18 protein-coding genes are annotated in these 22,813 nt (G+C 68.6%); 11 read left to right on the top strand and 7 right to left on the bottom strand.

Going from position 1 to position 22,813, the window contains the following annotated elements:
- Nucleotides 1-68: 68 nt before the first annotated feature.
- Nucleotides 69-809, bottom strand: coding sequence for a cache domain-containing protein (locus BLR03_RS18430; RefSeq protein WP_091255455.1), 741 nt, complete (start codon nt 807-809; stop codon nt 69-71).
- The gene (locus BLR03_RS18425) at nt 802-1,575 is read right to left on the bottom strand and encodes a FadR/GntR family transcriptional regulator (protein WP_091255453.1); all 774 of its coding nucleotides are present in this window, start codon (nt 1,573-1,575) and stop codon (nt 802-804) included. Before BLR03_RS18425 ends, BLR03_RS18430 begins: the two co-directional genes overlap by 8 nt.
- Before the next feature lie 335 nt (nt 1,576-1,910).
- On the opposite strand from BLR03_RS18425, the gene BLR03_RS18420 reads away from it, so the two are divergent.
- Nucleotides 1,911-3,104 (top strand): CaiB/BaiF CoA transferase family protein, encoded by a 1,194-nt coding sequence (locus BLR03_RS18420; protein ID WP_091255480.1) that lies wholly within the window; start codon nt 1,911-1,913, stop codon nt 3,102-3,104.
- Here BLR03_RS18420 and BLR03_RS18415 read toward each other — a convergent pair.
- A complete protein-coding gene (locus tag BLR03_RS18415; protein WP_091255451.1) occupies nt 3,073-4,614 on the bottom strand; it encodes a PucR family transcriptional regulator in 1,542 nt (513 codons plus the stop codon). The two genes, BLR03_RS18420 and BLR03_RS18415, sit on opposite strands and share 32 nt — an antisense overlap.
- 113 nt (nt 4,615-4,727) lie before the next feature.
- Here BLR03_RS18415 and BLR03_RS18410 point away from each other — a divergent pair, with 113 nt between their 5' ends.
- The 4 genes from BLR03_RS18410 (at nt 4,728) to BLR03_RS18395 (ending at nt 9,759) form a co-directional block, all read left to right on the top strand.
- Nucleotides 4,728-6,116 carry an aminotransferase class III-fold pyridoxal phosphate-dependent enzyme gene (locus BLR03_RS18410; protein ID WP_091255449.1) on the top strand — a complete coding sequence of 463 codons (1,389 nt, stop codon included), beginning with the start codon at nt 4,728-4,730 and terminating at the stop codon, nt 6,114-6,116.
- A 32-nt stretch (nt 6,117-6,148) separates the two neighbouring features.
- A complete protein-coding gene (locus BLR03_RS18405) occupies nt 6,149-7,309 on the top strand; it encodes an acyl-CoA dehydrogenase family protein (protein ID WP_091255447.1) in 1,161 nt (386 codons plus the stop codon).
- A gap of 65 nt (nt 7,310-7,374) precedes the next feature.
- Complete coding sequence (locus BLR03_RS18400) at nt 7,375-8,856, top strand: aldehyde dehydrogenase family protein (RefSeq protein WP_091255445.1); 1,482 nt, start codon at nt 7,375-7,377, stop codon at nt 8,854-8,856.
- 30 nt (nt 8,857-8,886) lie between these two features.
- Nucleotides 8,887-9,759, top strand: coding sequence for a 3-hydroxyacyl-CoA dehydrogenase family protein (locus BLR03_RS18395; protein WP_091255443.1), 873 nt, complete (start codon nt 8,887-8,889; stop codon nt 9,757-9,759).
- Between the two features lie 46 nt (nt 9,760-9,805).
- Here BLR03_RS18395 and BLR03_RS18390 read toward each other — a convergent pair whose 3' ends face one another.
- From BLR03_RS18390 to BLR03_RS18380, 3 genes are read right to left on the bottom strand one after another with little or no spacing between them, the layout of a single operon-like run.
- Complete coding sequence (locus tag BLR03_RS18390) at nt 9,806-13,345, bottom strand: ATP-binding protein (protein ID WP_091255441.1); 3,540 nt, start codon at nt 13,343-13,345, stop codon at nt 9,806-9,808.
- Entirely contained in the window at nt 13,342-14,334 is a 993-nt protein-coding gene (locus BLR03_RS18385) for a DUF4194 domain-containing protein (protein ID WP_254788586.1), read from the bottom strand. Before BLR03_RS18385 ends, BLR03_RS18390 begins: the two co-directional genes overlap by 4 nt.
- Before the next feature lie 2 nt (nt 14,335-14,336).
- On the bottom strand, nt 14,337-15,809 hold the full coding sequence (locus tag BLR03_RS18380; protein ID WP_091255439.1) for a DUF3375 family protein: 1,473 nt from the start codon (nt 15,807-15,809) through the stop codon (nt 14,337-14,339).
- 305 nt (nt 15,810-16,114) lie between these two features.
- On the opposite strand from BLR03_RS18380, the gene BLR03_RS18375 reads away from it, so the two are divergent.
- The 3 genes from BLR03_RS18375 to BLR03_RS18365 all read left to right on the top strand — a co-directional run bounded on the left by BLR03_RS18375 (nt 16,115) and on the right by BLR03_RS18365 (nt 19,593).
- Entirely contained in the window at nt 16,115-16,453 is a 339-nt protein-coding gene (locus BLR03_RS18375) for a hypothetical protein (RefSeq protein WP_091255438.1), read from the top strand.
- Nucleotides 16,454-16,606: 153 nt separating this feature from the next.
- On the top strand, nt 16,607-18,553 hold the full coding sequence (locus BLR03_RS18370; protein WP_091255478.1) for an acyl-CoA dehydrogenase family protein: 1,947 nt from the start codon (nt 16,607-16,609) through the stop codon (nt 18,551-18,553).
- Between the two features lie 137 nt (nt 18,554-18,690).
- Nucleotides 18,691-19,593, top strand: a complete 903-nt coding sequence (locus tag BLR03_RS18365) for a YrzE family protein (RefSeq protein ID WP_091255437.1) — start codon at nt 18,691-18,693, stop codon at nt 19,591-19,593.
- Here the strand turns inward: BLR03_RS18365 and BLR03_RS18360 are convergent.
- Nucleotides 19,566-19,955 (bottom strand): YchJ family protein, encoded by a 390-nt coding sequence (locus BLR03_RS18360; protein WP_254788588.1) that lies wholly within the window; start codon nt 19,953-19,955, stop codon nt 19,566-19,568. The genes BLR03_RS18365 and BLR03_RS18360 overlap by 28 nt on opposite strands.
- A 306-nt stretch (nt 19,956-20,261) precedes the next feature.
- Between BLR03_RS18360 and BLR03_RS18355 the strand changes: the two genes are divergently transcribed.
- The 3 genes from BLR03_RS18355 to BLR03_RS18345 are packed head-to-tail and all read left to right on the top strand — an operon-like array spanning nt 20,262 to nt 22,801.
- Nucleotides 20,262-20,897: a hypothetical protein gene (locus BLR03_RS18355; RefSeq protein WP_091255435.1), complete on the top strand. Its 636-nt coding sequence runs from the start codon at nt 20,262-20,264 to the stop codon at nt 20,895-20,897.
- A 40-nt stretch (nt 20,898-20,937) separates the two neighbouring features.
- Nucleotides 20,938-21,942 (top strand): aldo/keto reductase family protein, encoded by a 1,005-nt coding sequence (locus tag BLR03_RS18350; RefSeq protein ID WP_091255434.1) that lies wholly within the window; start codon nt 20,938-20,940, stop codon nt 21,940-21,942.
- Nucleotides 21,943-21,946: 4 nt separating this feature from the next.
- Nucleotides 21,947-22,801 (top strand): SDR family oxidoreductase, encoded by an 855-nt coding sequence (locus BLR03_RS18345; RefSeq protein WP_091255432.1) that lies wholly within the window; start codon nt 21,947-21,949, stop codon nt 22,799-22,801.
- The last annotated feature ends 12 nt before the right edge of the window (nt 22,802-22,813 follow it).

Here is a 22,813-nt window from a genome sequence, read left to right as displayed (position 1 = left end):
ACGATGTGACCTGGTTCACGGCCACATGGTGAGACTACACCTTATTCATCTGAAATGGGATGTTTAAATTACTGAGCTGTGCGCACTAGGACTTTCAGGTTGGTTCCGGGGCAGGTGATGGCGCTGGCCCAGGCCGGGCCCGCATCTGCGGTGGCAAGAGTGCCCACGGGTAGTTGCGGATCGGTGGACACAATCACCCGGCCGGCGGCGCTCACCAGAGCTGTCGGGGCGCCCACGGCGCGCATCAGCGGGAGGGCGTCCCGCTCCAGCCGGCGCACCAGGACGTCCGCGCCTACCACTCCAGCCATGGATCCGCCGACGACGACGGGCGCGGTGAGCGTGAGGATGTAGTCGCACGTGCACAAGTGGTCCACATAGGGGCCCGTGATGTGCCGGGCACCGGTGGCTTCGGGTACCCGGTACCACTCCAGCGCGCTGAGGTCCCGCAGATAGTCGGCGTACTCGCGCGACGCCAGATCCAGCTGGCTCGGCTCGGTGGTGGTGCCGAGGATCGGGTTGTCCTCCAGCGGGCCCAGCCACCAGGCAAAATGGAGGCCCCTGCCGCGGACCACGCCCGGTGCCGCGATGAATCCGGCGCCGATCAGCAGCGGGTCGGCGGCCGTGAGTTCCGGACCGACCATCGCGTACACGGCGGGATCGATGTCTCCCGCTCCCCAGGCGGTTGCGGCTTCGACCCGGCTGCGCCAGTGGTCCAGGGTTCCGAAGACGCCGTTGAACAACGCTCCGATGGCCGCGGCGCAGTTGCGGGCCCGGGCCTGCACGGAATCCGCACTGTGGTTCTCAGCCATCGGCTGCTGCTCCTTGTTCAAGACGTTCCTTGGCTGCCAGCAGCCAGGCGGAAAGGTCGGCGATCTGTGCCCGGACCGAGGCGCGGGCCGCGGCGGCGTCATGGGCGGCTATCGCCTCGGCGGTGCGTTGGTTTTGCGCATAGACCCGCGCCCGCATGGCCGGGTCGGTCAGGCACAGCCACAGCATGGGGCCGAACTCGGCCTGGAGGCGGATCTGCTCGCGCACCAGGCGCGGCGACTGGCTGACGACGGCGATCTCGAGGTAGAAACCGCCGGCGTTCCGGCCGGAATCGCTGGCGGAGCTGAAGTCGGCATCTTGTAGCCAGGCGGTGAGCCGTTCGGCTTCATCGGTGGACGCGAGCTCGGCCGCCCGTTCCGCGCAGCCGGCGGCCAGCGTGCCGAAATAGACGGCGAGGTCGGCAATCTCCACCTGCGCGAGTCCGCGCAGCCGGGCCTGCAGGAGCCTTTCCGGCGTCTGTTCGGTGGCCAGCACAAAGCTGCCGCCCTCGCGTCCGCGCCGGGTCTCCACCAGCCCGGCCTCGCGGACAGCCCCGAGCCCGTCGCGCGCCGTCACGAGGGCCACGCCAAAGCGCTTGGCCAGCTCAGCCTCACTGGGCAGCCGGTCGCCGGGGGCCAGCACGCCGAGCAGAATGGCATCGGTCAGCCGCTGGGCCACTTGCTCGGACCTGCCGGCGCCGGTCAGCTGGGCGAAGACGGCGGCCCGGGCCCCGCGCGACGGCGTGGTGGCGGATGGTTCCTGACTCACCGCGGCGCCTGCGGCCGGCCGCGTTCCGGGCTGGCCGGAACCGAAGGCTCTGCTTCCATAGCGCCACTCTATCGGCCGCGCGGGTGCACGGTCCGCCGTGGCCGCCCGCTGCAGTGCCGCGTTCGGTGGCGAATGGTTGTTGTGCAGAGCAGCCAGTGCCAGGTCGGTTCATCCAATGTTTGGGTGGTTGCGCCTTGTTAGGCTTCGAATCCTTGATCAGACGCCCGGGCACGGCGATGTGCCGCGGGCACTCCACGAAGGGACTCCCCATGACTCCGACGCCCGGCCCCCAGCCCGGTTCCGCCGCCCGGGACGCCGCCCAAGAGCCCACGGACATGCCTGCCGGACCGCTGTCGGGTCTCCTGGTGGCCGATTTCTCCCGGGTCCTGGCCGGACCGCTGGCCACCATGACGCTGGCTGATCTGGGCGCCCGCGTGATCAAGGTGGAGCGCCCCGGCGCCGGGGACGACACCCGCAGCTGGGGGCCGCCGTACTCCCCCACCGGGGCCACCTACTTTGAGAGTGCCAACCGCAACAAGGAGTCCGTCTGCCTGGACCTTGCCGACCCCGGCGATCTGCAGCTGGCCAGGGAGTTGGCCCTGCGTGCCGATGTCCTGGTGGAAAACTTCAAGCCCGGCGGGATGGCGAAGCTGGGCCTGGGCTATGCGGAGCTCTCCGCCGCCAACCCCGGCCTGATCTACGCCTCGATCACGGGTTTTGGCAGCGCGGGCGGGGCCAACCTGATGGGCTATGACTTCATCGTCCAGGCCCTGGGCGGACTGATGAGCATCACCGGGGAGAAAGACGGCGGCCCCACCAAGGCCGGCGTCGCGCTCGTCGACGTCCTGACGGCCAAGGACACCGCCATTGGCGTCCTTGCCGCGCTGGCGGCCCGTAGCGTCTCGGGGCGCGGGGCCCACCTGGAGCTCAATCTGCTCTCGAGCCTGCAGGGCGCGCTGGCCAATCAGGGCCAGGCCTTTCTGGGCGCGGGCAAGGTTCCGCACCGGATGGGCAGCGCCCACCCCTCGATCGTGCCCTACCAGCTGCTGGAGTGTGCGGATGCGCCGCTGGCGGTGGCCTGCGGCAACGATGGACAATTCGCCAAGCTGACCCAGGTTCTGGGCATTGCCGGGCTGGCCAGTGACCCGCGCTTTTCCACCAACAACGCGCGGGTGGAACACCGCACCGAGCTGGTGCCCCTGTTGGAGGATGCCCTGTCCGAGTCGTCTGCCCTTATCTGGCAGGGCAAGCTGATCGACGCCGGCGTCCCGGCCGGCCATGTCGCAGGCATCGACGAGGGTCTTGAGTACGCCGAGTCACTGGGGCTTGAACCGACCATCGAGGTCCGCAACGCGGCCGGCCAGCCGGCCGGAAGGCAGATCCGCCATCCCATTACCTGGACGCCGGCGTTCCGGGCCCCCGCAGCGGCCCCGCCGTCGTTGGGCGAACACAGCGACCCCCTCCGGGCGTGGCTGTCCGGCGCTAACCAGTCCGGCGCTAGGCCCAGCGCAGTGCCAGCCAGAGGTTAGCCGCGACGTCGGGATCGTCCGGATCCGCCTGCAGCAGTTCCGCCGCTATTCCCATCCGGTGGCGCAGCGAGTTCCGGTGGATCCCCAGCTCGCGGGCGGCGCCCTCCCACTGGCCCCGGTGCCGCAGATAGGCGCGGACGGTTCCGACCAGGTCGGCGCGCTGGTACCCGCGCAGCGCCGCCACCCAGCCCTGGGCCCGCGGATCCAGGGCTCCCTCCGGTGCGTCGACAATCTGCCCGGCAGCCAGCGCACGCACCATGGCGGCCAGCTGTCCGGCCTCCTCGTGCACCCGCTCCAGCGGCATCGGCCGGCTCAGCACGGCCGTGACAGCGGTGTTGCCGGCGCCGCCGTCGGCGTCGTACGGCTCCGACTGCGTAGTGCTGCCGGCGCTGCCGCCGCCGCTGCCGGGAGTGCCGGCGTCGCGGTATTCTGCGTCCAGCACGTAGTAGCTGAGGCCGCCGGCCATGTGGCGCAGGCGGCAGGAACGCAGGGCGCCACCGGCCTGGGGCCAGCCAGCCCATCCGGTTCCGGTGCGCAGCCTCGACTCCAGCTCCCCGGAAGCCGCCGCGGGATCGATCTCGCCACGCACCACCAGGAGCCGCACGGCGCCGGTGGGCGCGGCAATGCCCAGATCCGGTGCCAGGGCCCGGCCGGCGTCAACATGTCCGGTGAGAAAGAGCTTGGTCACGGCCGATCCGAGCGCGGCAGCGGTGGCGTCGCTCTCCAGCTGCTGGGCGGCCTTGAGTGAGAGCAACACGCACACCGTCATGATGATCTGCCGGTCAGCGCGGGTCAGTTTGCGCCCGGCACCAATGGCCAGGAACCCGACCGTCCGCCGCCCCACCAGCACGGGATACTCCACGACGTCGGTGCCGTGGATCTGAAACGTGGAGGCCGAATGCGTCACGGCCATGTCAAGCCGCGAGGTCTCCCTGCGCAGCTGCTCCACAATTGTGTGGTTGTCCGCCGGCCACAGTGTTTCCGCCCCGCTGTCGGCCGGAAGGTACGCCACCCAGCCGCCCAGCGCCTGGGCCAGGGCCTTGACCACGGAAGGGAGCGCATCCGGCTGCGTCGCGGCCCGGGCCAGCGCCGTCTGCGTGCCGAGACTGGCGGTCAAGTCCGCCTGGCCTTCGCGGCCCACGAGGTCCCAATAGGCGCGGGAGACGTTCATGAACGGCGTGCCGTCAGGCACCACCAGAAGCTCCAGCCCGGCCGAGGCGCAGGCGGCACTCAAAGCCGGCGGCACCTCATCCACGCCGGCCCCCAGGCCGAGCCCCAGAGCCGAGATGTTGCGCTCCACAAGGCGCCGGACGTAGGCCTGCACCTTGGCTTCTCCGCCCGAGACGGGGATGCCCGTCGTGAGGAGCAGCTCGCCGCCTTCCAGATACGGCGTGGGATCGTCGAGCTCGGAGATGTGCACACCCGAGATCTGCCGCACGGCCACCGCCCCTCCCGCGGCCGGGCGAAGATCGCTGCCGAGCTGGCTGTGCAGTTGGGCCAGGCTGATCACGCGGTGGTCCTTTCAGGGCAGACACGAATTCTTTGGATATTCTAACCAAATCAGGCTCAAGCTTGGACAGACCATCCAATGCCAGGCCGAGGAGTGCACATTACTTTGTCTACATGACCAGTTCCACAGACAGCCTCCCCCAGACCCGTCACCTTGCCACCGCCATTCCGGGCCCCGTCTCCACAGCCCTGCACCGCGAGCGCGAAGCGCAGGTCAGCGCCGGCTTCGGCGTGACCATGCCCGTCTTCATCAACCGTGCCTCCGGTGGAATCCTGGAAGACGTTGACGGCAACCGCATCATCGATTTCGCCTCCGGCATCGCCGTGACCAGCGTGGGCGCCGCGAACGCCCAGGTCCAGGCGCACGTGGCCGCCCAGATGGCCAGATTCACCCACACCTGCTTCATGGTGACCGAGTACGATTCCTTCACTCAGGTGGCCGCGTGGCTGAACGCACATGTCCCGGGAGACTTCCAGAAGCGCACGGCACTCTTCTCAACCGGCGCGGAAGCCGTGGAAAATGCGGTCAAGATTGCCCGCGCCGCCACGGGCAGGGAACGGGTGCTGGTATTCGACGACGCCTACCACGGCCGCTCCCTCCTCACGATGGCCATGACCGCCAAGGTCAACCCGTACAAGAAGAATTTCGGCCCGTTCCCGGGCGAGGTCTTCCGCGCTCCCACGGCCACCCGGTTGTGGGCCAGAGGCGGCGGGGACGCCACGGCTTCCACCGCCCTGGCTGGCGTCGAGGCGCTGCTGCTGGAGAACGATCCCCGATCGTTTGCCGCCATGGTCATCGAGCCCATCCAGGGTGAGGGCGGCTTCCTGGTGCCCGCCCCCGGCTTCCTGGCGGGGCTGCGGGAGCTGGCCACCAAATACGGCATCGTGCTGGTGATGGACGAGATCCAGACCGGCGTGGGCAGGACCGGCAAGCTCTTTGCGAGCGAGCACGAGGGCATTGCCGGCGACCTCACCCTGACCGCCAAGGCCCTGGCGGGCGGCCTGCCGCTGAGCGCGGTCACCGGCCGGGCCGAGCTCATGAACGCCCCGCACGCCGGCGGCCTGGGCGGCACGTACGCCGGAAACCCGGTGGCCTGTGCGGCCGCGCTGGGTGTCTTCGAGGCCTTCGAAGACGGCACGCTGCTGGCGAACGCCCAGGCCATCGAGACAACCGCCCGCGAGGTGCTGCAGCCCCTCGTGAACAGCACGGCCATCGTTGCGGAGTTCCGCGGCCGCGGCGCCATGCTCGCTGTCGAATTCGCGGACAAGGACACACTGGAACCGCGCGCCGATCTTGCGGCCCAGGTGGCGGCCGCCTGCCACCGGCAGGGGGTCCTGGTCCTGGTCTGCGGCACCCACGGCAATGTGATCCGTCTGCTGCCGCCCCTGGTCATTGGCCCGGACTTGATCCGCGACGGCCTCGACGTGCTGCGCAACGCCATCGTGGCCGCCAATGACGCTCAGACAGACACCGCCAGCACCGCGGCACTGACAGCCGTCTAAGTCCCCAGACCCGCAAACTCTTGGAGAACACCATGAACGAATCCTCTGACCTGCTGAACATCGACTCTCTCTTCACCCCCGAAGAACTGGCCATGCGGGACAAGGTGCGGTCCTTTGTGGACAGCACCATCCGGCCCAATATCGCCGCCTGGTACGAGCAGGCCATCTTCCCGGTCGAGATCATCAAGGACATGGCCGGGCTGGGCCTGCTTGGCATGCATTTGAAGGGTTACGGCTGCCCGGGCCGTTCCGCCGTGGAGTACGGCATCGCCGCCATGGAACTGGAAGCGGGCGACTCAGGCCTGCGCACCTTCGTCAGCGTGCAGGGCTCCCTCGCGATGAGCGCCATCTACAAGCACGGCTCCGAGGAGCAGAAGAACCAGTGGCTGCCCAGAATGGCCGCCGGCGACGTCGTCGGCTGCTTCGGCCTGACCGAGCCCACGGCCGGCTCCGATCCCGGCAGCATGAAGACCTTCGCCCGCCGCGACGGGGACGGCTGGGTCATCAACGGCTCCAAGCGCTGGATCGGACTGGCCTCGATCGCCCAGATTGCCATCATCTGGGCCATGACCGACGACGGCGTGCGCGGCTTCATCGTGCCCACCGACACCCCCGGGTTCAAGGCCACCCCGATTGAGCCCAAGCTCTCCATGCGCGCCTCCATCCAGTGCGACATCGAACTGAGCGAGGTCCGCCTCCCGTCCACCGCGATGCTGCCGAACGCCAAGGGACTCCGCGGCCCGTTTGAGTGCCTCAATGAAGCCCGTTACGGCATCATCTGGGGAGCCATGGGGGCCGCCCGCGACAGCTACGAGACGGCGGTCAGCTACTCGCAGGAGCGCCTGCAGTTCGACAAGCCGCTGGCGGGGTATCAGCTGACCCAGGAAAAGCTGGTCAACATGGCTTTGGAAATCAACAAGGGCATGCTCCTGGCACTGCAGATCGGCCGCCTCAAGGAAGCCGGCCAGCTCAAGCCGCACCACATCTCCGTGGGAAAGCTCAACAACTGCCGCGAGGCCATCCAGATCTGCCGTGATGCCCGCGCCATGCTGGGCGGCAACGGCATCACCCTGGACTATTCGCCGCTGCGGCACGCCAACAACCTCGAATCCGTGCGCACGTATGAGGGCACCGACGAGGTCCACACCCTGATCCTCGGCAACCACATCACGGGCATCCCGGCCTTCCGCTAAGGCGCTCCCAGCAAAGAAATGCCAGCAGGAACGCCAGCCACAAGACCGCCAGTAAAGGAACAGCAATGACCACAGCAGTCGAACTGCAGCACTACATCTCGGGCACTTGGTCTCAGGGCGACGGCGGCGTCATCACCTCCGTCAATCCCGCCCGCCCCGCCGAAACGGTGGCACACGGCCTGCAGGCGGGACCGGACGACGTCGACCGCGCCATGGCCAGCGCCGTCGCGGCGAAGCATGGCTGGGCCCGCACCCCCGCCCATGAACGCGGCGCGGTGCTGCTGCGCACGGCGGCGATCCTGGAAGCGAACTCGCAGGCCTGGGGGCTGGAACTGGCCCGTGAGGAAGGAAAGACGCTGGCCGAGGGCCAGGGCGAGGTGCTGCGCGCCGCGCAGATTTTCCGCTACTACGGCAACGACGGCGACCGTGAAGCCGGGGCGATCTACGCCTCCCCGCGGCGGGGCGAAAAGATCTTCGTCACGCGCAAGCCGCTGGGAGTGGTGGGCGTCGTGACGCCGTTCAACTTCCCCATCGCCATCCCGGCCTGGAAGATCGCCCCCGCACTCACATACGGCAACACGGTGGTCTGGAAGCCGGCCAGCACAGTGCCCCTGCTCGCCATGCGGCTGACCCAGTCGCTGGAACAGGCCGGCCTGCCCGCCGGCGTCCTGAATCTGGTGATTGGCCCCGGCGCCATCGGGACCGCCTTGGTGCAGCATCCGGCGCTGGACGGGCTGTCATTCACCGGCTCCACCGGCGTGGGCCGTACCCTGGCCGCCGCGGCGGCGGGCCGCGGCGTCCCGATCCAGGCGGAAATGGGCGGGAAGAACGCCGCCATCGTCCTGGCCGACGCGGACCTCGAACTGGCCGCCGAGCAGGTCATGCTCGGCGCTTTCCGCTCCACAGGGCAGAAGTGCACGGCGACGTCGCGGCTGATCGTGGCGGACGCCGTCGCCGATGAATTCCTCGCCGGGCTGACCGCCCGGGCCCAGTCCCTGCTGGTGGGCGACCCCGCAGATCCGTCCACCCAGATGGGCCCCGTCGTCAGCGCCGACGCCCGGGCATCCATCCAGCGCGGCATCGCGACGGCGCTGGACCAGGGCGCCGGGCTGCTGACGGGCGGCCTCCCCTATGACGACGCGGCGCGGGCCGAAGGCCACTTCGTTGCCCCCACGATCCTGGAACTCACGGAGGCACGCCACGCTGATGTCTGGCGCGATGAGCTCTTTGGCCCCGTGCTCAGCGTCCGCCGGGCAGCCTCAACGCAGGAAGCCTTTGACCTGGCGAATGACAGTGACTTCGGGCTCTCTGCGGCACTCTTCACGCAGGACGTCACCCTGGCGCTGGAGGGAATGGAGGAGCTGGACGTCGGGATCCTGCATGTGAACTCCGAATCGGCCGGCGCCGATCCGCATGTGCCGTTCGGCGGGGCCAAGAAGAGCGGCTACGGACCCAAGGAGCAGGGACAGAGCGCCAAGGAGTTCTACACGCACACCACCACCGTCTACCTTCGGGGCGGCCGGGCCCTGTCCGGCGCACAGTCCTAGCAGCCCGTCCCCACCGAACCGGAGAAAACGATGCCACCCAGCACCACCATCACGCACGTCCTCGTCATCGGCGCCGGCGCCATGGGGTCCCAGATTGCGCTGACCGCTGCCCTGGCCGGGTACACCACCACCGTGCAGGACGTGTCGCCGAGCCAACTGGACGACGCCGCGGCCCAACTGCGTAAACGCACGGACAAAATGGTGAAATCCGGCAAACTGGCCTCGGAGCAGGCCGAGCGCGCCCATGACCGGTTGGCGTTCAGCACCGATCTGGACGCGGTGGCGCCCTTTGCCGACTTTGTGATTGAGGCCGCCACCGAACGGCTCGAGATCAAGAAGTCCATCTTTGCCCGGCTGGGCCGGCTCGCCCCGCCCCATGCCATCCTGGCCACCAACTCCTCCACGATCGGCTCCTCCGCCGTGGCCGAGGCCAGCGGCCGGCCCGGACAGGTGTGCAATATGCACTTCTTCAATCCCGTGCTGGTCATGGAATGCGTGGAAGTGGTCCGCCATGCCGGCACGTCCCGGGAAACCGTGGAGACCACCCTCGATCTCGCCCGCAGCCTGGGCAAGGCGCCGGTACTGATCAACCGGGAAGTGCCGGGCTTCGTGGCCAACCGGCTGATGGGCGCCGTGCAGAAGGAGGCACTCGCGCTGCTGGCCGGGGGTGTGGCCAGCGTGGAAGACATCGACGCCACGGCCAAGACCGCGCTACGGCATCCGATGGGGCCATTTGAGCTGATGGACCTGGTGGGGCTGGACGTTGTGGACTACATCGCCCAGGCCACGTATGCAGCGACCGGCGACCCGGCTGATGCCCCGGACGAGTCCGTTGCCGCCCTCGTCAGGGCCGGGAAGCTGGGCCGCAAGTCAGGCGCCGGCTGGTACAGCTATTCCCGGTGAGCCTGCTCCGCCCCGTCCCTTGGCCCCAGCACAAAGCATCGCGGGTTCAGCGCAGGACGATGTCCACCGGGTTTGCCTCGGACCGCCAGGTGCCCTCGGTTCCCGGACGCGGAGCAATCACGGGCGCGGTCAGGACGCCGGAACGGTTGGTGCGCTTGTCCCGAAGGATCTCCGTCACGGACCCCAGGTGACGGGAGAGGTCGATCACGTTCTCCGGCGCGGCCAGCAGGAGCTGGAAGCCGAACTCGTGCAGGGCCTTGATGCCCGCGCCGGCGAATTCCTCCGAGGCGAGCACGAAGGCCTCGTCCATCATGACGGTGCCGTAGGTGGTGAAGCCCTGCTCGGCGATGCCCAGCTGGTAGCTCAGCGCCGCGGCCATGATGAACGCGGTGAAGCGCTGCCGCTCGCCGCCGGACATGGATCCGGTGTCCGCGTGCATGAAGACCTCGGTCTTCTTCGCGGCCTTCCCTTCCCCCTTGGGACCTGCGCCCTTGGACCCGGCGCCCCGGGCACCGCTGCCCTGCACTTCGCGGTGCTCCTTGCACTGGATGAACAGGTGCCCGCGGACGTCCAGCACCTCGGCCCGCCAGCGCCGGTCCTCCGGGGTCTGTGACCCGAGCCGCTTCACCAGCGTTTCGAGGGACTTGTAGCGGTTGGTGAGCTCAGCGTCGTCGTCAGTCTCCGCCCCGGACACCGCCCCGCCGGCCGCCGCGGACTTACCCGGCCGGGTGTGCCGGACCTTGAGCGCGTTCTGGATGGCGTCCTTGAACTGCTTCGCCGTCGGGGGCAGTGTCTGCTTGATGTCGAGTTCCAGGAAGCTGCCTTCGTGGAAGTTGACCTCGGACAGGATGCCGTTCAGCGGCAGGATGCGGCTCGTGATGGAGCGGCGTTCCTCATCCAGCAGGTGCAGCAGGGTGCTAAAGGATTCGTGCGTGCGCTGGTTGAAGAACTGCCGGAACTCGGCCTCCTGGGCGGGCAGTCCGTCGCTGACAATCGCGTGATACCGGGATTCGAACTCCCCGGCGGCGCCGATCGACGTGCCGTGGTCCGCGGAAATCGCCGTGCCCCATTCGCGGACGAAGCCCTCGAAGATGCGGGTGAGACGCTCCGAGGTGGCCTGACCGCGGGACTCGGCCGCGTGCAGTTCGGCCAAGAGCCGGGTGCGAACCTGGCTGGCGAGGTTGTCCAGCTCGTGCATTTCCAGGACGTCGCCGACGCCGGTGAAGTACGGTTCCAGCGCGGCCACGCTGGTGTCCGACGGCGGCGACTGCGCCAGCCGGTCACGTGCACCGTCGAGCAGTGAATCAGCCGCAGTCAGCCGCGAATCAAGTGCCTTGTACTCGCTCTGCAGCACGGCCGCCGCCTCCGTGCTGGACTGGTGCTTCTGCCGCACGGCCTCGATGTTCGCCCGCAGCGGTTCGAGGTCCGCCTGCGCGGCGAGGGCGTCCTTGAGGCGCTGCTCGATCCGGCCAAGCTCCTCCGCGGCCACGGCTGCCGAAACCTGGTCCCAGGGCCGGTGGTCCTCGGCCACCCGGCGCAGGGCCTCCAACTGCCGGGTCATGCCCTGGTGCGACTCTTCCCGGGTTTGCGCGAGCTCAGCGGCCTTGGCCAGCTCCTGCTGCAGGTCCTCCACCTGGGCCGCCACGAGCTCCAGCTTGGCGGCGTTGTCAAAACCAAGGACGTAATCCTGGCGGGACGTAAAGCGGTCGTCCTTTTCCACCGTGTGGCGGTTGCGTTTGACCACGCCGCCCAGGCTCAGGCCCTTGTCGAGGCCGGCGAGCTCGTCCGGGTCTTCCACGCAGGGGTAGGCGAAGTCGAGCGCAATCCGTTCGCGGAGCCAGGCGCTGGCGTCCGCCAGAGCGTGGGCCTGAGGGCCAGCGGGCAGTCCGGCGTCGGTGAGGAAGCTGAGCTTGGTCAGCAGATCGCCGTCCGCCACGTCCTCGACGGCCAGCGCACCGCCGGCCAGGGGCCGGGAGACGTCCACGGCGCGCAGCGCCCCGCGCACGGAGTGGCCGTTGAGGTACCGGGTCACAGCCGCAAAGTGCTCTCCCGGGACCAGCAGCGTCGTGGCCAGGCTGCGGAGCGCGCGCTCGGCGGCCGGGCGCCACCGTTCCTGGCCCTCGGCGAGGTCGATCAGTTCGCCGCCAAAGGGCATGTGCTCTTCCGGCACCCCGGTGGCCGCCGCGATGGCGCTGCGGTTTTCAATGCTCGACGGCGGCAGCAGCGACTTGCGCGTCTTCAGCGACACCAGTTCCTGCTGGGCCGCGGCAAGCTCGCGCTTCTTGGTCGCGTGGCCGTCAAACGCCTCGAACCTCAGCTCCCGGAGGGCCTCGGAATCGTCCTGCAGCTCGGCCGAGCGCGCGGCGGCATGGGCGTGGGCCTGGTCCCAGCCGGAGGCCGACCACTGAAGGTCCAGTCCGGCGTCGGAGAGCGCCTTGCGGGCCGCTTCCTCCACCTCCTGGCGGAGCTTGAGCCCCACCCGCGCGTTCTCCAGCGACTGCTCGATCGCGGAAATCGCGTTGCCGCCCTGGTTGTTGTACTCGCCCTCGAGTTGCCGAAGCTCCTTAGCGAAGCCGTCGCGGACGGCGCGTTCGGCGGCGAGGTCGCTGGCTTTGGCCTGGGCGAACTCCTTCAACCGGGCCAGGGTCTTCTCGTGGACCGTGACGGCGAGCTGCTGCTTGTAGGCCTCGAATTCCTCGCCGGAAAGCTCCCGCAGCCGGTTCGCGTCCAGCAGCGCCTGCGCATACTCCTTGTTCAGCCCGGGGACCGGTGCCAGCTGGTCACGCTGGTGCCGGACGTCCTCGAGGCGCTGCCGGATGGACATGAGGTTGCTGAATTCCTCGACGACGTCGTCCGCGGCGGCCAGCGTGGCGGGGGCATCGAGGACCTGGTCGCGGAAGAAGGTGTTGACGCTGCCGCCGAGTCCCTTGCCAGCCTGGATGACGCGCAGCAGCGGCAGGGCCTGGTCCGAGTTGATCCCCAGGAGGCGGCGGAAGCGTTCGGCGAACGCCTTGTGGACATCGAAGATCTGGGCATCCGGGAAGATCGCGTCCAGCGCGGACTTGGTGAACCGCTTGTCCGCGATGCCCTCGATCGCCGCGAGGTCCAGCGGCTTGTTGTCGATCTGGTAGTAGCGGCCGACGCTGGATTCCGTGCCGTTCTTGGGGAGGTCGAACAGCGCCGAAACCGTGACTTTGGTGCCGACGGCGTTGTCGAACGTCAGGGCGACGGCGGACCAGGTCGCCCCGGGGCGCTGGAAGGCGCTTGCCGAGCCCTCGCCGACCGCCTTGTCGCCCACTTTGCCGCGCATGTACGTGAACGTGGTGCGCTTGTCCTCGACGGCACCCCCAACCCGTTGTGCCGCGGCTTCGTTGGAGCGCGGACGGGCATCGAAGACCCGAAGCATGGCGTCGAACAGCGTCGACTTGCCGACGCCCGAGTTGCCGGTCAGCAGTGTGCCGTTGCGGTCCACGTGCATTGTGTGGGCGCCATGGAACGTGCCCCAGTTGACCACCTGCACGAGGGCCAGACGCATCTGGCCCGGGTTCGTGAGCTCACCCATCGGGAGCATGGATGCGATGCTCACTTGGCCGCCTCCGCTTCGTTGGTCGAACCTTCGCCGGTCGAGACCTTGTGGTCACCTTCCGCGCTCAGGAGCGACGACGCCGATGCCGCCCCGGGAGTGGCATCGGGCCGGTCGGAGCCGGGCGGCTCGCTGCTTGCAGCGGAGCCGCCCGGCGAAGGGGCGGGGGCGGCATCGGCGTCGTCGCCGTCTTCCTCCGCGGAACTCTCTGCGTCGAGTTCGATCAGGGGTTCTGTGCCGGACTGGTCGGTGCTGGCTGCTACCAGGGCTTCGATGTGGGCCGGGATGTCGCCGATGTTTTCGAACGGGAGGGCCAGGGGGAGGGCGTTGGAGATGGTGTAGACCTCGTCCAGGCCGGTGGTGAGCAGGAGCTGGCGGGCCAGGAGTTTGGTGATGGCGCGGTTGACGACGTCGGAGTCGCGGAGGGCGTCCTGCTGGCCGGAGGGCTGGTAGTGGGCGACGAGTTCGGCGATTTCCTCGCGCGTGATCGTAGGGTCCGTCTGGGCGGTGACGTGGCGGTCCAGGAGCAGGCGCAGGCGGAGCAGGACGATGGTTTCGACCCGGCTCAGGGCGCGCTGCTGCCGCAGGATGCTGGACCGGGTGCTGCCGCCGATCGCCTCGGGGTCCACGGGGCGCAGGACGGCTACCTTGCGCTCGTGGTCCAGCTGCAGGGTCAGGAAGAGCTCGGAGAGGCGGCTGCGCAGGATCAGCTGGTTGTCCAGAAGCGTGGTCCAGAGCTTTTCGTCGCGTCCGCCGTCGATGTACGGGCCCTTGAGGAGCTTCACGAGCGCCTGCCGGACCTTCATCGGAAGCACGCCCGTGTCGCCCGGGTAGAGGGCGGCGCCGTCGACGAAGGTGTCCCGCGGGGTGACCGTGAAGGGGGCGGCGTGGACGTGCCGGGCGGGCTCGTCGGCCGATGCAGACGGGGCGGGCTCCGGGGCCGTGTCCACCGTGTCCGCTGCGACAGGCGCTTCTTGGGAGAGTTCGGTCATCTTCAATCCTTCGTGAGCGTGACGACAGGCAGGAATGCCGTGCGGGTGGTGCCGTCGATTTGTTCGAATTCGATGGGCCCCCAGGCCTCACGGTCGAACCCGGCGCCGTCGTGGAGGGTCTGCGAGAGCAGGGCCCGGATGGAGTTGATGTGGCGTTCCCCGGCGGGGAGCTGCGCCCAGGCCTCGGCCAGGGTTGAGGCTCCGGCGAGCGCGGCGCGGATGGCTTCCGGTTTGGCTTTGGCGGTCCGGGGCGAGCGAGCGCGGTCGGAGTCGGAGAAAGCGATGGGGTCGGCCAGTTTGGGCGGTGCCGCGAACTCGTCCGGGTCGAAGAGCTTGACCATGGCCAGGGCCTCGAAGCCGGCGCTGTACAGCACCGGGCCGGGGACCAGACCGGGCCGTTCGCGCTCGTAGGGCAGGGAGCGGATGGCCTGCTCAGCCTCCCGCAGGACCTTGCGGAGCCGGACGGACTGGCGGAAGTCGTCGCTCTGGACGTACGTGTTGAGGCTCTCGCTGAGTTTGCCGTAGATCCTCTGGATCTGGCTGTGCTGGCTGCGGAGTTCGGCCACCAGGTTCTTGAGGGTCTCGCGTTCGTCGTGGCTGAGTTCGTCCGCGAACTGCCGGCTCAGGACTTCGCCGATCGCGGACCGGAACCGCAGCTGCTGTTGCGGGTCCTCCAGGAACGCGGTGAAGGAGCGGAAGGTCCGGCCTTCGGGACTCTGCCGGAGCCGCTTGTCAGCCTCGAGCACCTGGGCCATGGTGGCCCCCTTGCTGAGGGATTCCTCGATGATCTGGTTGCGAAGGTCCCCCACGAGCTCTTCGATCCGGTCACGCATCTTCTTGTAGTCCGCGGGCAGGCTTGCGGCGAGGTCCAGGATGTTACCGGCGGCTTCCACGGCCTCGTCGTCGTCGAGCAGTCCGTCGAAGTCCCCGGAGCTGATGTCCTCCATCAGTTGGCGGCGCTCGTCGATCTCCTCTTCGAGGGATTCGAGCCGCGCGCTCTGGTCCGGGTTGGTCTCGTTGGCGAGTTTCTCGACGTCGCCTAGCAGGGTGCCGAGCCGGGAACCGTTCAGCGTGGACCGTTCGCTGGAGAGGCTGTCCAGGAAGGCGAGCACGCGGGCGGCGGGTTCGGTGACTTCGTAGACGATCTGGCCCGACTGGTTCCGGCGGGTCAGGAAGTTCTTGCGGGTCCACTCGTCCGCGTACTTCTTGCCGGATGGCGTGCCGTTGGCCGGTCCGCTCTGCTGCTCTCCCGTGCCGGGCGCCTGCCGGCGCAGCTGCTCAAGGAAGGCGTCGACGTCGGCGTGGAACTCCTCGAGCGGCAGCTGGGCGCGGGTGCGCGTAAAGGATGCCTGCAGCACGGCGATCACCCAGGGCGCCGAGCGCGTGAGCGCCCAGGCGGGTCCCTTGGTGAGCAGTTCGAGGTCCCGGAGCCGGGCACTGATGGCGTCGGCTGATGACACGGCGGAGCGGGACACGCACTCTCCTTCGGCTGCCAGAGGCTGGTTTGGGTTGGCGTTGCGGGGCAGCGGATTCGAAAAACTGCCAGCTACAAGGTTAACGCAGGGCTCCGGCCGCATTCATCGTGGCCTGCCCGGCCTTTGAATGACGGGACGCCTGGGACTGGTGGGGTTGCCGCAACCGGGCCGTGACCTACGCATCGGTAGCATTTCGATCCCGTATCAAGAGGCGGGGAATGTGCAATGGACCCTAGTTGAGCACGTCTCCGGCCCCCTAGTCTCGGGCTACTGGTTCAAACCGAAGCGATGGTGCAGGGGGAAGAATGCAGTTCGACCTAAGCGCAGTGGAGACGGGCACGATGGTGGTCATCGGAACCCTGGTGTTTGCCCTGCTAATCGGCCTCTTCATGATGGTGTCCGCCTTCGCGGCCATGGTTCTGGTGGGCGTGGGACGTCTCACCTGGTACCTCGTGGCCGGTGTGGTGGTGGGCATGGTCCACGCCATCAACCACGGCTGGGACCGGCTGGTCCACCACGCCTCCACGGTGGATTTGCCAGGCGATTTCCAGGTCGACTTCGGCACGGACTTCCGGGCCGAGTATCCGGGGCAGGCCGCCCCTAGCACAGGCACTTACCCGCGAGTAGTATTGCGGGACAGCTGAAGGGTCCTCCACCCCAGGCGGATCCAAGGCTCAAGCCGGCCACCCGGTTAGAGGAGATGCCCAGTGAGCTCCGCCATTGAAGACCCCGCCACCGCTCCCCAAACTCCCGCGCAGGGCAATCCGACGCCGGACTCTCCCGCGCAAGACTCTCCCGTGCCGCCGGAGCACATCGGCCCCGCCGCAACTGCCGCCGACGCGCGGGCCATTGCCGAGGCCGCCCGCGAGACCAGTTGGAGCCAGCCCAGTTTCGCGAAGGGCCTTTACCTGGGCAGCTTCGATCTGAGCCTGATCCACCCGTGGCCTGAGGCCCCGGCGGACGACGTCGAACGCGGCGAGGCGTTCATGGCGCGCCTGAGCGACTACTGCCGCACAATGTCCGGACGCACCATCGAACGGGACGCCCGGATTCCGGACGAATACCTCCGGGGGCTCGCCGAGCTCGGCGCCTTCGGAATGAAGATCCCCCGCGAATACGGCGGGCTGGGCCTCACCCTCGTGTACTACGGCCGCGCACTGGCACTGCTGGGTTCGGTGCACCCAAGCCTCGGCGCCCTCCTGTCTGCGCACCAGTCCATTGGCGTCCCGGAGCCGGTCAAGGTCTTCGGCACTCCGGCCCAGAAGAAGGAGTACCTGCCCCGCTGCGCCGCCGGCGCCATCACCGCGTTCCTGCTGACCGAGCCCGACGTCGGCAGCGACCCCGCCCGGATGGGCAGCACCGCCGTCCCGTCCGACGACGGCGCATCGTACGTCCTGGACGGCGTCAAGCTGTGGACCACCAACGGCGTCATTGCCGAACTCGTCGTGGTCATGGCACTCGTGCCGCCGCACACCGACGCGGACGGAACCCACCACAAGGGCGGCATCAGCGCATTCGTGGTGGAAATGGACACCCCCGGCATCACCGTGGAGCACCGCAACGCCTTCATGGGTCTCCGCGGGATCGAAAACGGCGTCACCCGCTTCCATCAGGTCAGGGTCCCCGCGGCCAACCGGCTGGGCCGCGAAGGCCAGGGCCTGAAGATCGCCCTCACCACCCTCAACACGGGCCGGCTCTCGATCCCCGCACTGTGCGTCGCCTCGGGCCGGTGGAGCCTGAAGATCGCCAGGGAATGGTCCAACGCCCGCACCCAGTGGGGCCGCCCGATCGGCCAGCATGAGGCTGTGGGCAAGAAAATCGCCTTCCTCGCGGCCAGCACCTTCGCCTTGGACGCCGTGTTCGAACTCTGCGCTGAAATGGCCGACGCCGGGCAGAAGGACGTCCGGATCGAGGCGGCGCTGGCCAAACTGTGGTCCACGGAGATCAGCTGCCTCATCGCCGACGAACTCGTGCAGATCCGCGGCGGCCGCGGCTTTGAAACAGCCGATTCCCTTGAGGCCCGCGGCGAGCGCGCCGTTGCCGCTGAACAGCAGCTCCGCGACTTGAGGATCAACCGGATCTTCGAGGGGTCCTCGGAAATCATGAAGCTGCTGATCGCCCGCGAAGCCGTGGACGCGCACCTTGCCGCCGCGGGAGACCTCGCCTCGGCAGACGCCCCCCTCTCGGACAAGGCGAAGGCCGCCGTCGGCGCCTCCGGCTTCTACGCGAAGTGGCTGCCCAAGCTCGTGGCGGGCGCCGGCATGGACCCGAGGTCCTACGGCGACTTCGGCCGGCTCGCCAAGCAGCTGCGGTACGTGGAGCGCTCCTCCCGGCGGCTGGCACGGCAGACCTTCTACGGGATGGGCCGCTGGCAGGCCAAGCTCGAGCACAAGCAGGCATTCCTGGGCCGGATCGTGGACATCGGTGCGGAGCTGTTTGCCATGGCGGCATGCTGTTCCCGCGCCGAGATGCTGCTGCGGACGCAGCCGGAACGCGGCGCCTCCGCGTACGAACTCGCCGAGGCCTACTGCGAACAGGCCCGTGTGCGTGTGGACGAATACTTCGACCGGCTGTGGCGGAATACCGACGAAGCCGATCATGCCCTGGCTCGCAAGACACTGGGCGGCGACTACACCTGGCTGGAGGCCGGCGTCCTTGACCAGTCCGAGGGGACCGGGCCGTGGATCGCGGACGCCAGCCCGCGCGCCTCAGTGAAGGAAGACCTGCACCGCAAGTACCGCTGACCGGCCGCTGAGCCACCCCCGACGTACCAACAACGGATAGTAAGCATCCTTGCTAACCTGATTCTGCCGTGGTTAGGTGGACCCGAGACCGGCACCCTTACTGTGCCCGGGTCAACCAGCGAAAGCGAGCAGTCCTCATGAGCAGCACCGCAGGCCCTGACGACACCACGCCCCGCCACGCCGTCCCGGAGGCCGGCACGGCTGCGCCGAGTGAACCCCGCATCCATGACGCCCGGCAGGACGCCGCGCGCCAGGAGCAGGTCGAAGAGGCGCCGCCCCGCGCGAACCGGACCGATGCCACGCGCCCGTTTCCCGCCACACCGGTGACGGCAGTCCGGCGACACGACGAACCCATCCGTGAACCGGTCCAACACGTCCACGAACCACTCCGTGACACCGCGGTGGCCGAGGCGCCCACCCGCGAAACCGTCGTGGCCCGCGAGAAGGAACAGTTCGGCGGCATCAAGGTCGGCTCAGCGTTCTTCGGCTGGTTGGCCGCCACCGGCACCGCGGTACTGCTCACCGCGCTGGTCGCCGCCGGCGGCACCGCCGTCGGGCTGGCCACCAACACCGACGTCAACGACGCCGTCAACCAGGCCGCAGGCAACCAGACAATCGGCTTGGCCGGCATCATCGTGCTGCTGGCGATCCTTCTGGTCGCCTACTACTGCGGCGGGTACGTGGCCGGCCGGATGGCCCGCTTCAACGGCGCCAGGCAGGGCTTCATGGTCTGGGTCTGGGCCCTGATCGCCGCGATCGTGGTCGCCGTGCTGGGCATGGTCGCCGGGCAGCGCTTCAACATTCTGGCCAACCTGAACAGCTTCCCGCGCATCCCGGTCAACGAGGGCGAGCTGAACACCATGAGCATCATCGCGGCGGTGGTCGTTGCGGTGGTTGCCCTGGTGGGCGCGGTGCTCGGCGGCCTCGCGGGCATGCGTTTCCACCGCAAGGTGGACCGGGCCGGTTTCGCTCCGGCAACTACGGTCGAAGAACACCCCGCCGGAGACTCACGTCAGCCGGACACGACGCCGTCAAGGTAGTACCAGCGCCTGCCCTCCCGCACAAAGCGGCTGGTTTCGCGCTGCACTCCGCGTTCGCCGTCGTGCCGGTAGTGCGCCGCGAATTCCACCGCGCCTTCGCTGTCCAGCGGACCGCCGCGGCTGGTGGAAAGGATGTCCAGGCGGCGCCACTGCATGCCGGCATCCAGTCCGAGCTCAGCGGGCCGGGTGGTCGGATGCCACGTGCGCAGGAGGTACTCCTCGTCCCGGACTACGAAGGCGCTGTACCGGGACCGCATGAGCTGCTCGGCTGTCGGCGCCTCGGCGTCCCCGCGGTGGAACCGGCCGCAGCAGTCGGCGTATTGCTCACCGGACAGGCACGGGCAGTTCCCCTCGTACGGCACGGCCGCCCGGCTCCCACCAGGGTTCGCCGGCGACGCGCCGTCGGGGTCTGAATCTGCTGCTGCGGCGTGCGTCACAAGGTGTCCTTCCGGCGGGCCGGACGACGCCGGCGGGGCTGACTTTGACTATAGACGCCTGCCCCGCGGCGCCGGTCCCCGCCCGCGGGTAACGGCTTTGACACATCTTCGCCGGGGGCAGCGGCGGCGACACGTGGCCGGGCGAAAAGTACGTATTGTTAAGAGCGGCTCCTGCCCGCCACATGGTTGCGGCAGGGACCGCGCTGCAGCAGGACGGCAAGGAGAGGTGACATGGAAGATCCAACGACCATTGCGCTGCACCTGACCTTTTTCGGGACCCTCGGGGTGGCGTTCGTCATGTTCCTCGGTCTGTTCCTGGTGTTTGCCGCAACTCTCGTCCTTGCCGGGATCGGGCGGCTGGTGGCTGTTGTTGTGATGGCCGTCGCCGGGCTCGGCGGGCGCCCTGAAACACGGGATAATCCCTCGACAGCTGCGAAGCCCGGGCGCCCTGCCGCGGCGGCCAAGCCGACCCGTTCTTCCATGACAGGCGGGAAGCCGGCCAGGAACGCAACCAGGAACCCCGCCAAGAAGGAGCCTGCGCTGTCCCCGGAATGGGCCACCGCCGTGGCCCGGGCCGATGCCCGCGCCGCCGCGAGGGCCAAAGCCGAGGCCGGCCCCGCCGTCCGGGTCTCCGTCCGGGACCTGCCCAACCCCAAGGCGCCGGCGCGGGACATCACGGAAGTCTCAGCCCTCGTCGAGTCGGCCATGGACACCAACGGAACGCTCGGCGCTGTCCCCCGGGCCTTCAAGAAACCGCCCACGCCCGCCGCGAAGTCCATGCTGGACACCGGCTCGCTCGTATCGCTGCACGGCAGCCTTCCGGTCGGGAAGGCCAAACAGCAGGCCCAGGAGCGCAAAGCCGGCTGAGCCCTTACCCCGGGCAGACAAGTCCGCTACGTTGGAACCCATGGAATTCAGATACCTCGGGAACAGCGGCTTCAAGATTTCAGAAATCACGTTCGGCAACTGGCTGACGCATGGCTCCCAGGTGGAGAACGACGTCGCCACCCAGTGTGTCCGTGCCGCGCTCGACGCCGGTATCAGCACCTTCGACACGGCCGACGTCTACGCCAACACCGCGGCGGAGACGGTCCTCGGCGAAGCCCTCAAGGATGAACGCCGGGAGTCACTGGAAGTCTTCACCAAGGTATTCGGCCCCACCGGCCCCAAAGGCCACAACGATCTCGGCCTGTCCCGCAAGCACATCATGGAAGCCATCAACGGCTCGCTCCGGCGGCTGCAGACCGACTACGTGGACCTTTACCAGGCCCACCGCTACGACTACGAAACGCCGCTGGAAGAGACCATGCAGGCCTTCGCCGACATCGTGCGGCAGGGCAAGGCCCTGTATATCGGGGTCAGCGAGTGGACGGCCAACCAGATCCGCGACGGCCATGCCCTTGCCCAGGAACTCGGTTTCCAGCTGATCTCCAACCAGCCGCAGTACTCCATGCTGTGGCGGGTGATCGAGGCCGAGGTGATTCCGACGTCGGAAGAGCTGGGCCTGTCCCAGATTGTCTGGTCCCCCATGGCGCAGGGCGTGCTGAGCGGCAAGTACCACCCCGGCAAGCCGGCTCCCGAAGGCAGCCGCGCCACGGACACGAAGGGCGGCTCGCGGATGATCGAGCGCTGGCTGTCCAACGAGGTCCTCACCGGCGTCCAGCAGCTCAAGCCGATCGCAGATGAGGCCGGGCTGACCATGGCCCAGCTCAGCATTGCCTGGGTGCTGCAGAACAAGAACGTCGCCTCGGCCATCATGGGCGCGTCCCGGCCGGAGCAGATCGAGAAGAACGTGGCAGCCGCGGGCGTCACGCTGGACCCGGCGATCATGGACAAGATCGATGGCGTCATCGGAGCCCTGGCCGAACGCGACCCCGCGCAGACCAAGTCGCCGGCCTCCCGCGAAGCCTAGGGCCATGACCAACGCCCCCGAGCTCGCCGTCACCGGTTCCACCGGCCACCTGGGCGGCCTGGTGGCCCGGCTGCTGGCACGGGCCGGCAGCCAACAGCGGCTGCTGGTGCGGGACGCCGCGCGGGCGCCTGAGCTCGAAGGCGCCGTCCCGTTTGTGACCACGTACGCCGACCGGGAACAGGCGAAGGCGGCCCTGGCCGGTGCGACGACGCTGTTCATGGTCTCCGCCGCCGAGGCCGAGGACCGGCTGGAACAGCACTACGCCTTCGTCAATGCGGCGGCCGCCGCGGGTGTCCGGCACATTGTGTACACCTCATTCTTCGGGGCGGCGCCGGACGCCACGTTCACCCTGGGCCGGGACCACTTCGCGACGGAGGAGCGGATCAAGGCCTCCGGCATGGACTACACGTTCCTGCGCGACAACTTCTACCTGGACTTCCTGCCGCTTCTGGCCGGGGACGACGGCGTCATCCGCGGTCCCGCGGGCGACGGCGTGATGGCCGCCGTCGCGCGGGCGGATATTGCCCGCTCGGCCGTCGCTGTGTTGCGGGACCCGGTCCTGCACGTGGGACGGACCTACGATCTCACGGGTCCGGAGGACATCTCGCTGGCCCGCGGCGCGGAACTCCTGACCGCCGGAACCGGCCGGACCATCACCTTCCACAACGAAACCCTGGAGGAGGCCTATGCCTCCCGCGCCTCCTACGGTGCACCGCCGTGGCAGGTGGACGCCTGGGTGAGCACATACACGGCCATCGCGGCCGGCGAACTGGCGGGCCCCACCTCCGCCGTGCACGAGCTGACGGGCCGCGAACCGCTGAGCCTCGAGCAGTTCCTGGCGGAGGCCCACACGCTGTAGGCCGCGGCACTG

It is taken from the genome of Arthrobacter sp. ok909, assembly GCF_900104405.1.
Lineage (GTDB): Bacteria > Actinomycetota > Actinomycetes > Actinomycetales > Micrococcaceae > Arthrobacter > Arthrobacter humicola.
The sequence above is the reverse complement of the archived record's forward strand: the minus strand, read 5'-3'. Positions and strand labels throughout refer to the sequence as shown.

Coding starts and splice junctions, on each gene's coding strand:
- BLR03_RS18375 (WP_091255438.1), top strand. CDS start 16,115: ATGCAGTTCGACCTAAGCGCAGTGGAGACGGGCACGATGGTGGTCATC.
- BLR03_RS18395 (WP_091255443.1), top strand. CDS start 8,887: ATGCCACCCAGCACCACCATCACGCACGTCCTCGTCATCGGCGCCGGC.
- BLR03_RS18365 (WP_091255437.1), top strand. CDS start 18,691: ATGAGCAGCACCGCAGGCCCTGACGACACCACGCCCCGCCACGCCGTC.
- BLR03_RS18410 (WP_091255449.1), top strand. CDS start 4,728: ATGACCAGTTCCACAGACAGCCTCCCCCAGACCCGTCACCTTGCCACC.
- BLR03_RS18355 (WP_091255435.1), top strand. CDS start 20,262: ATGGAAGATCCAACGACCATTGCGCTGCACCTGACCTTTTTCGGGACC.
- BLR03_RS18350 (WP_091255434.1), top strand. CDS start 20,938: ATGGAATTCAGATACCTCGGGAACAGCGGCTTCAAGATTTCAGAAATC.
- BLR03_RS18430 (WP_091255455.1), bottom strand. CDS start 809: ATGGCTGAGAACCACAGTGCGGATTCCGTGCAGGCCCGGGCCCGCAAC.
- BLR03_RS18345 (WP_091255432.1), top strand. CDS start 21,947: ATGACCAACGCCCCCGAGCTCGCCGTCACCGGTTCCACCGGCCACCTG.
- BLR03_RS18420 (WP_091255480.1), top strand. CDS start 1,911: ATGCCTGCCGGACCGCTGTCGGGTCTCCTGGTGGCCGATTTCTCCCGG.
- BLR03_RS18400 (WP_091255445.1), top strand. CDS start 7,375: ATGACCACAGCAGTCGAACTGCAGCACTACATCTCGGGCACTTGGTCT.
- BLR03_RS18385 (WP_254788586.1), bottom strand. CDS start 14,334: ATGACCGAACTCTCCCAAGAAGCGCCTGTCGCAGCGGACACGGTGGAC.
- BLR03_RS18405 (WP_091255447.1), top strand. CDS start 6,149: ATGAACGAATCCTCTGACCTGCTGAACATCGACTCTCTCTTCACCCCC.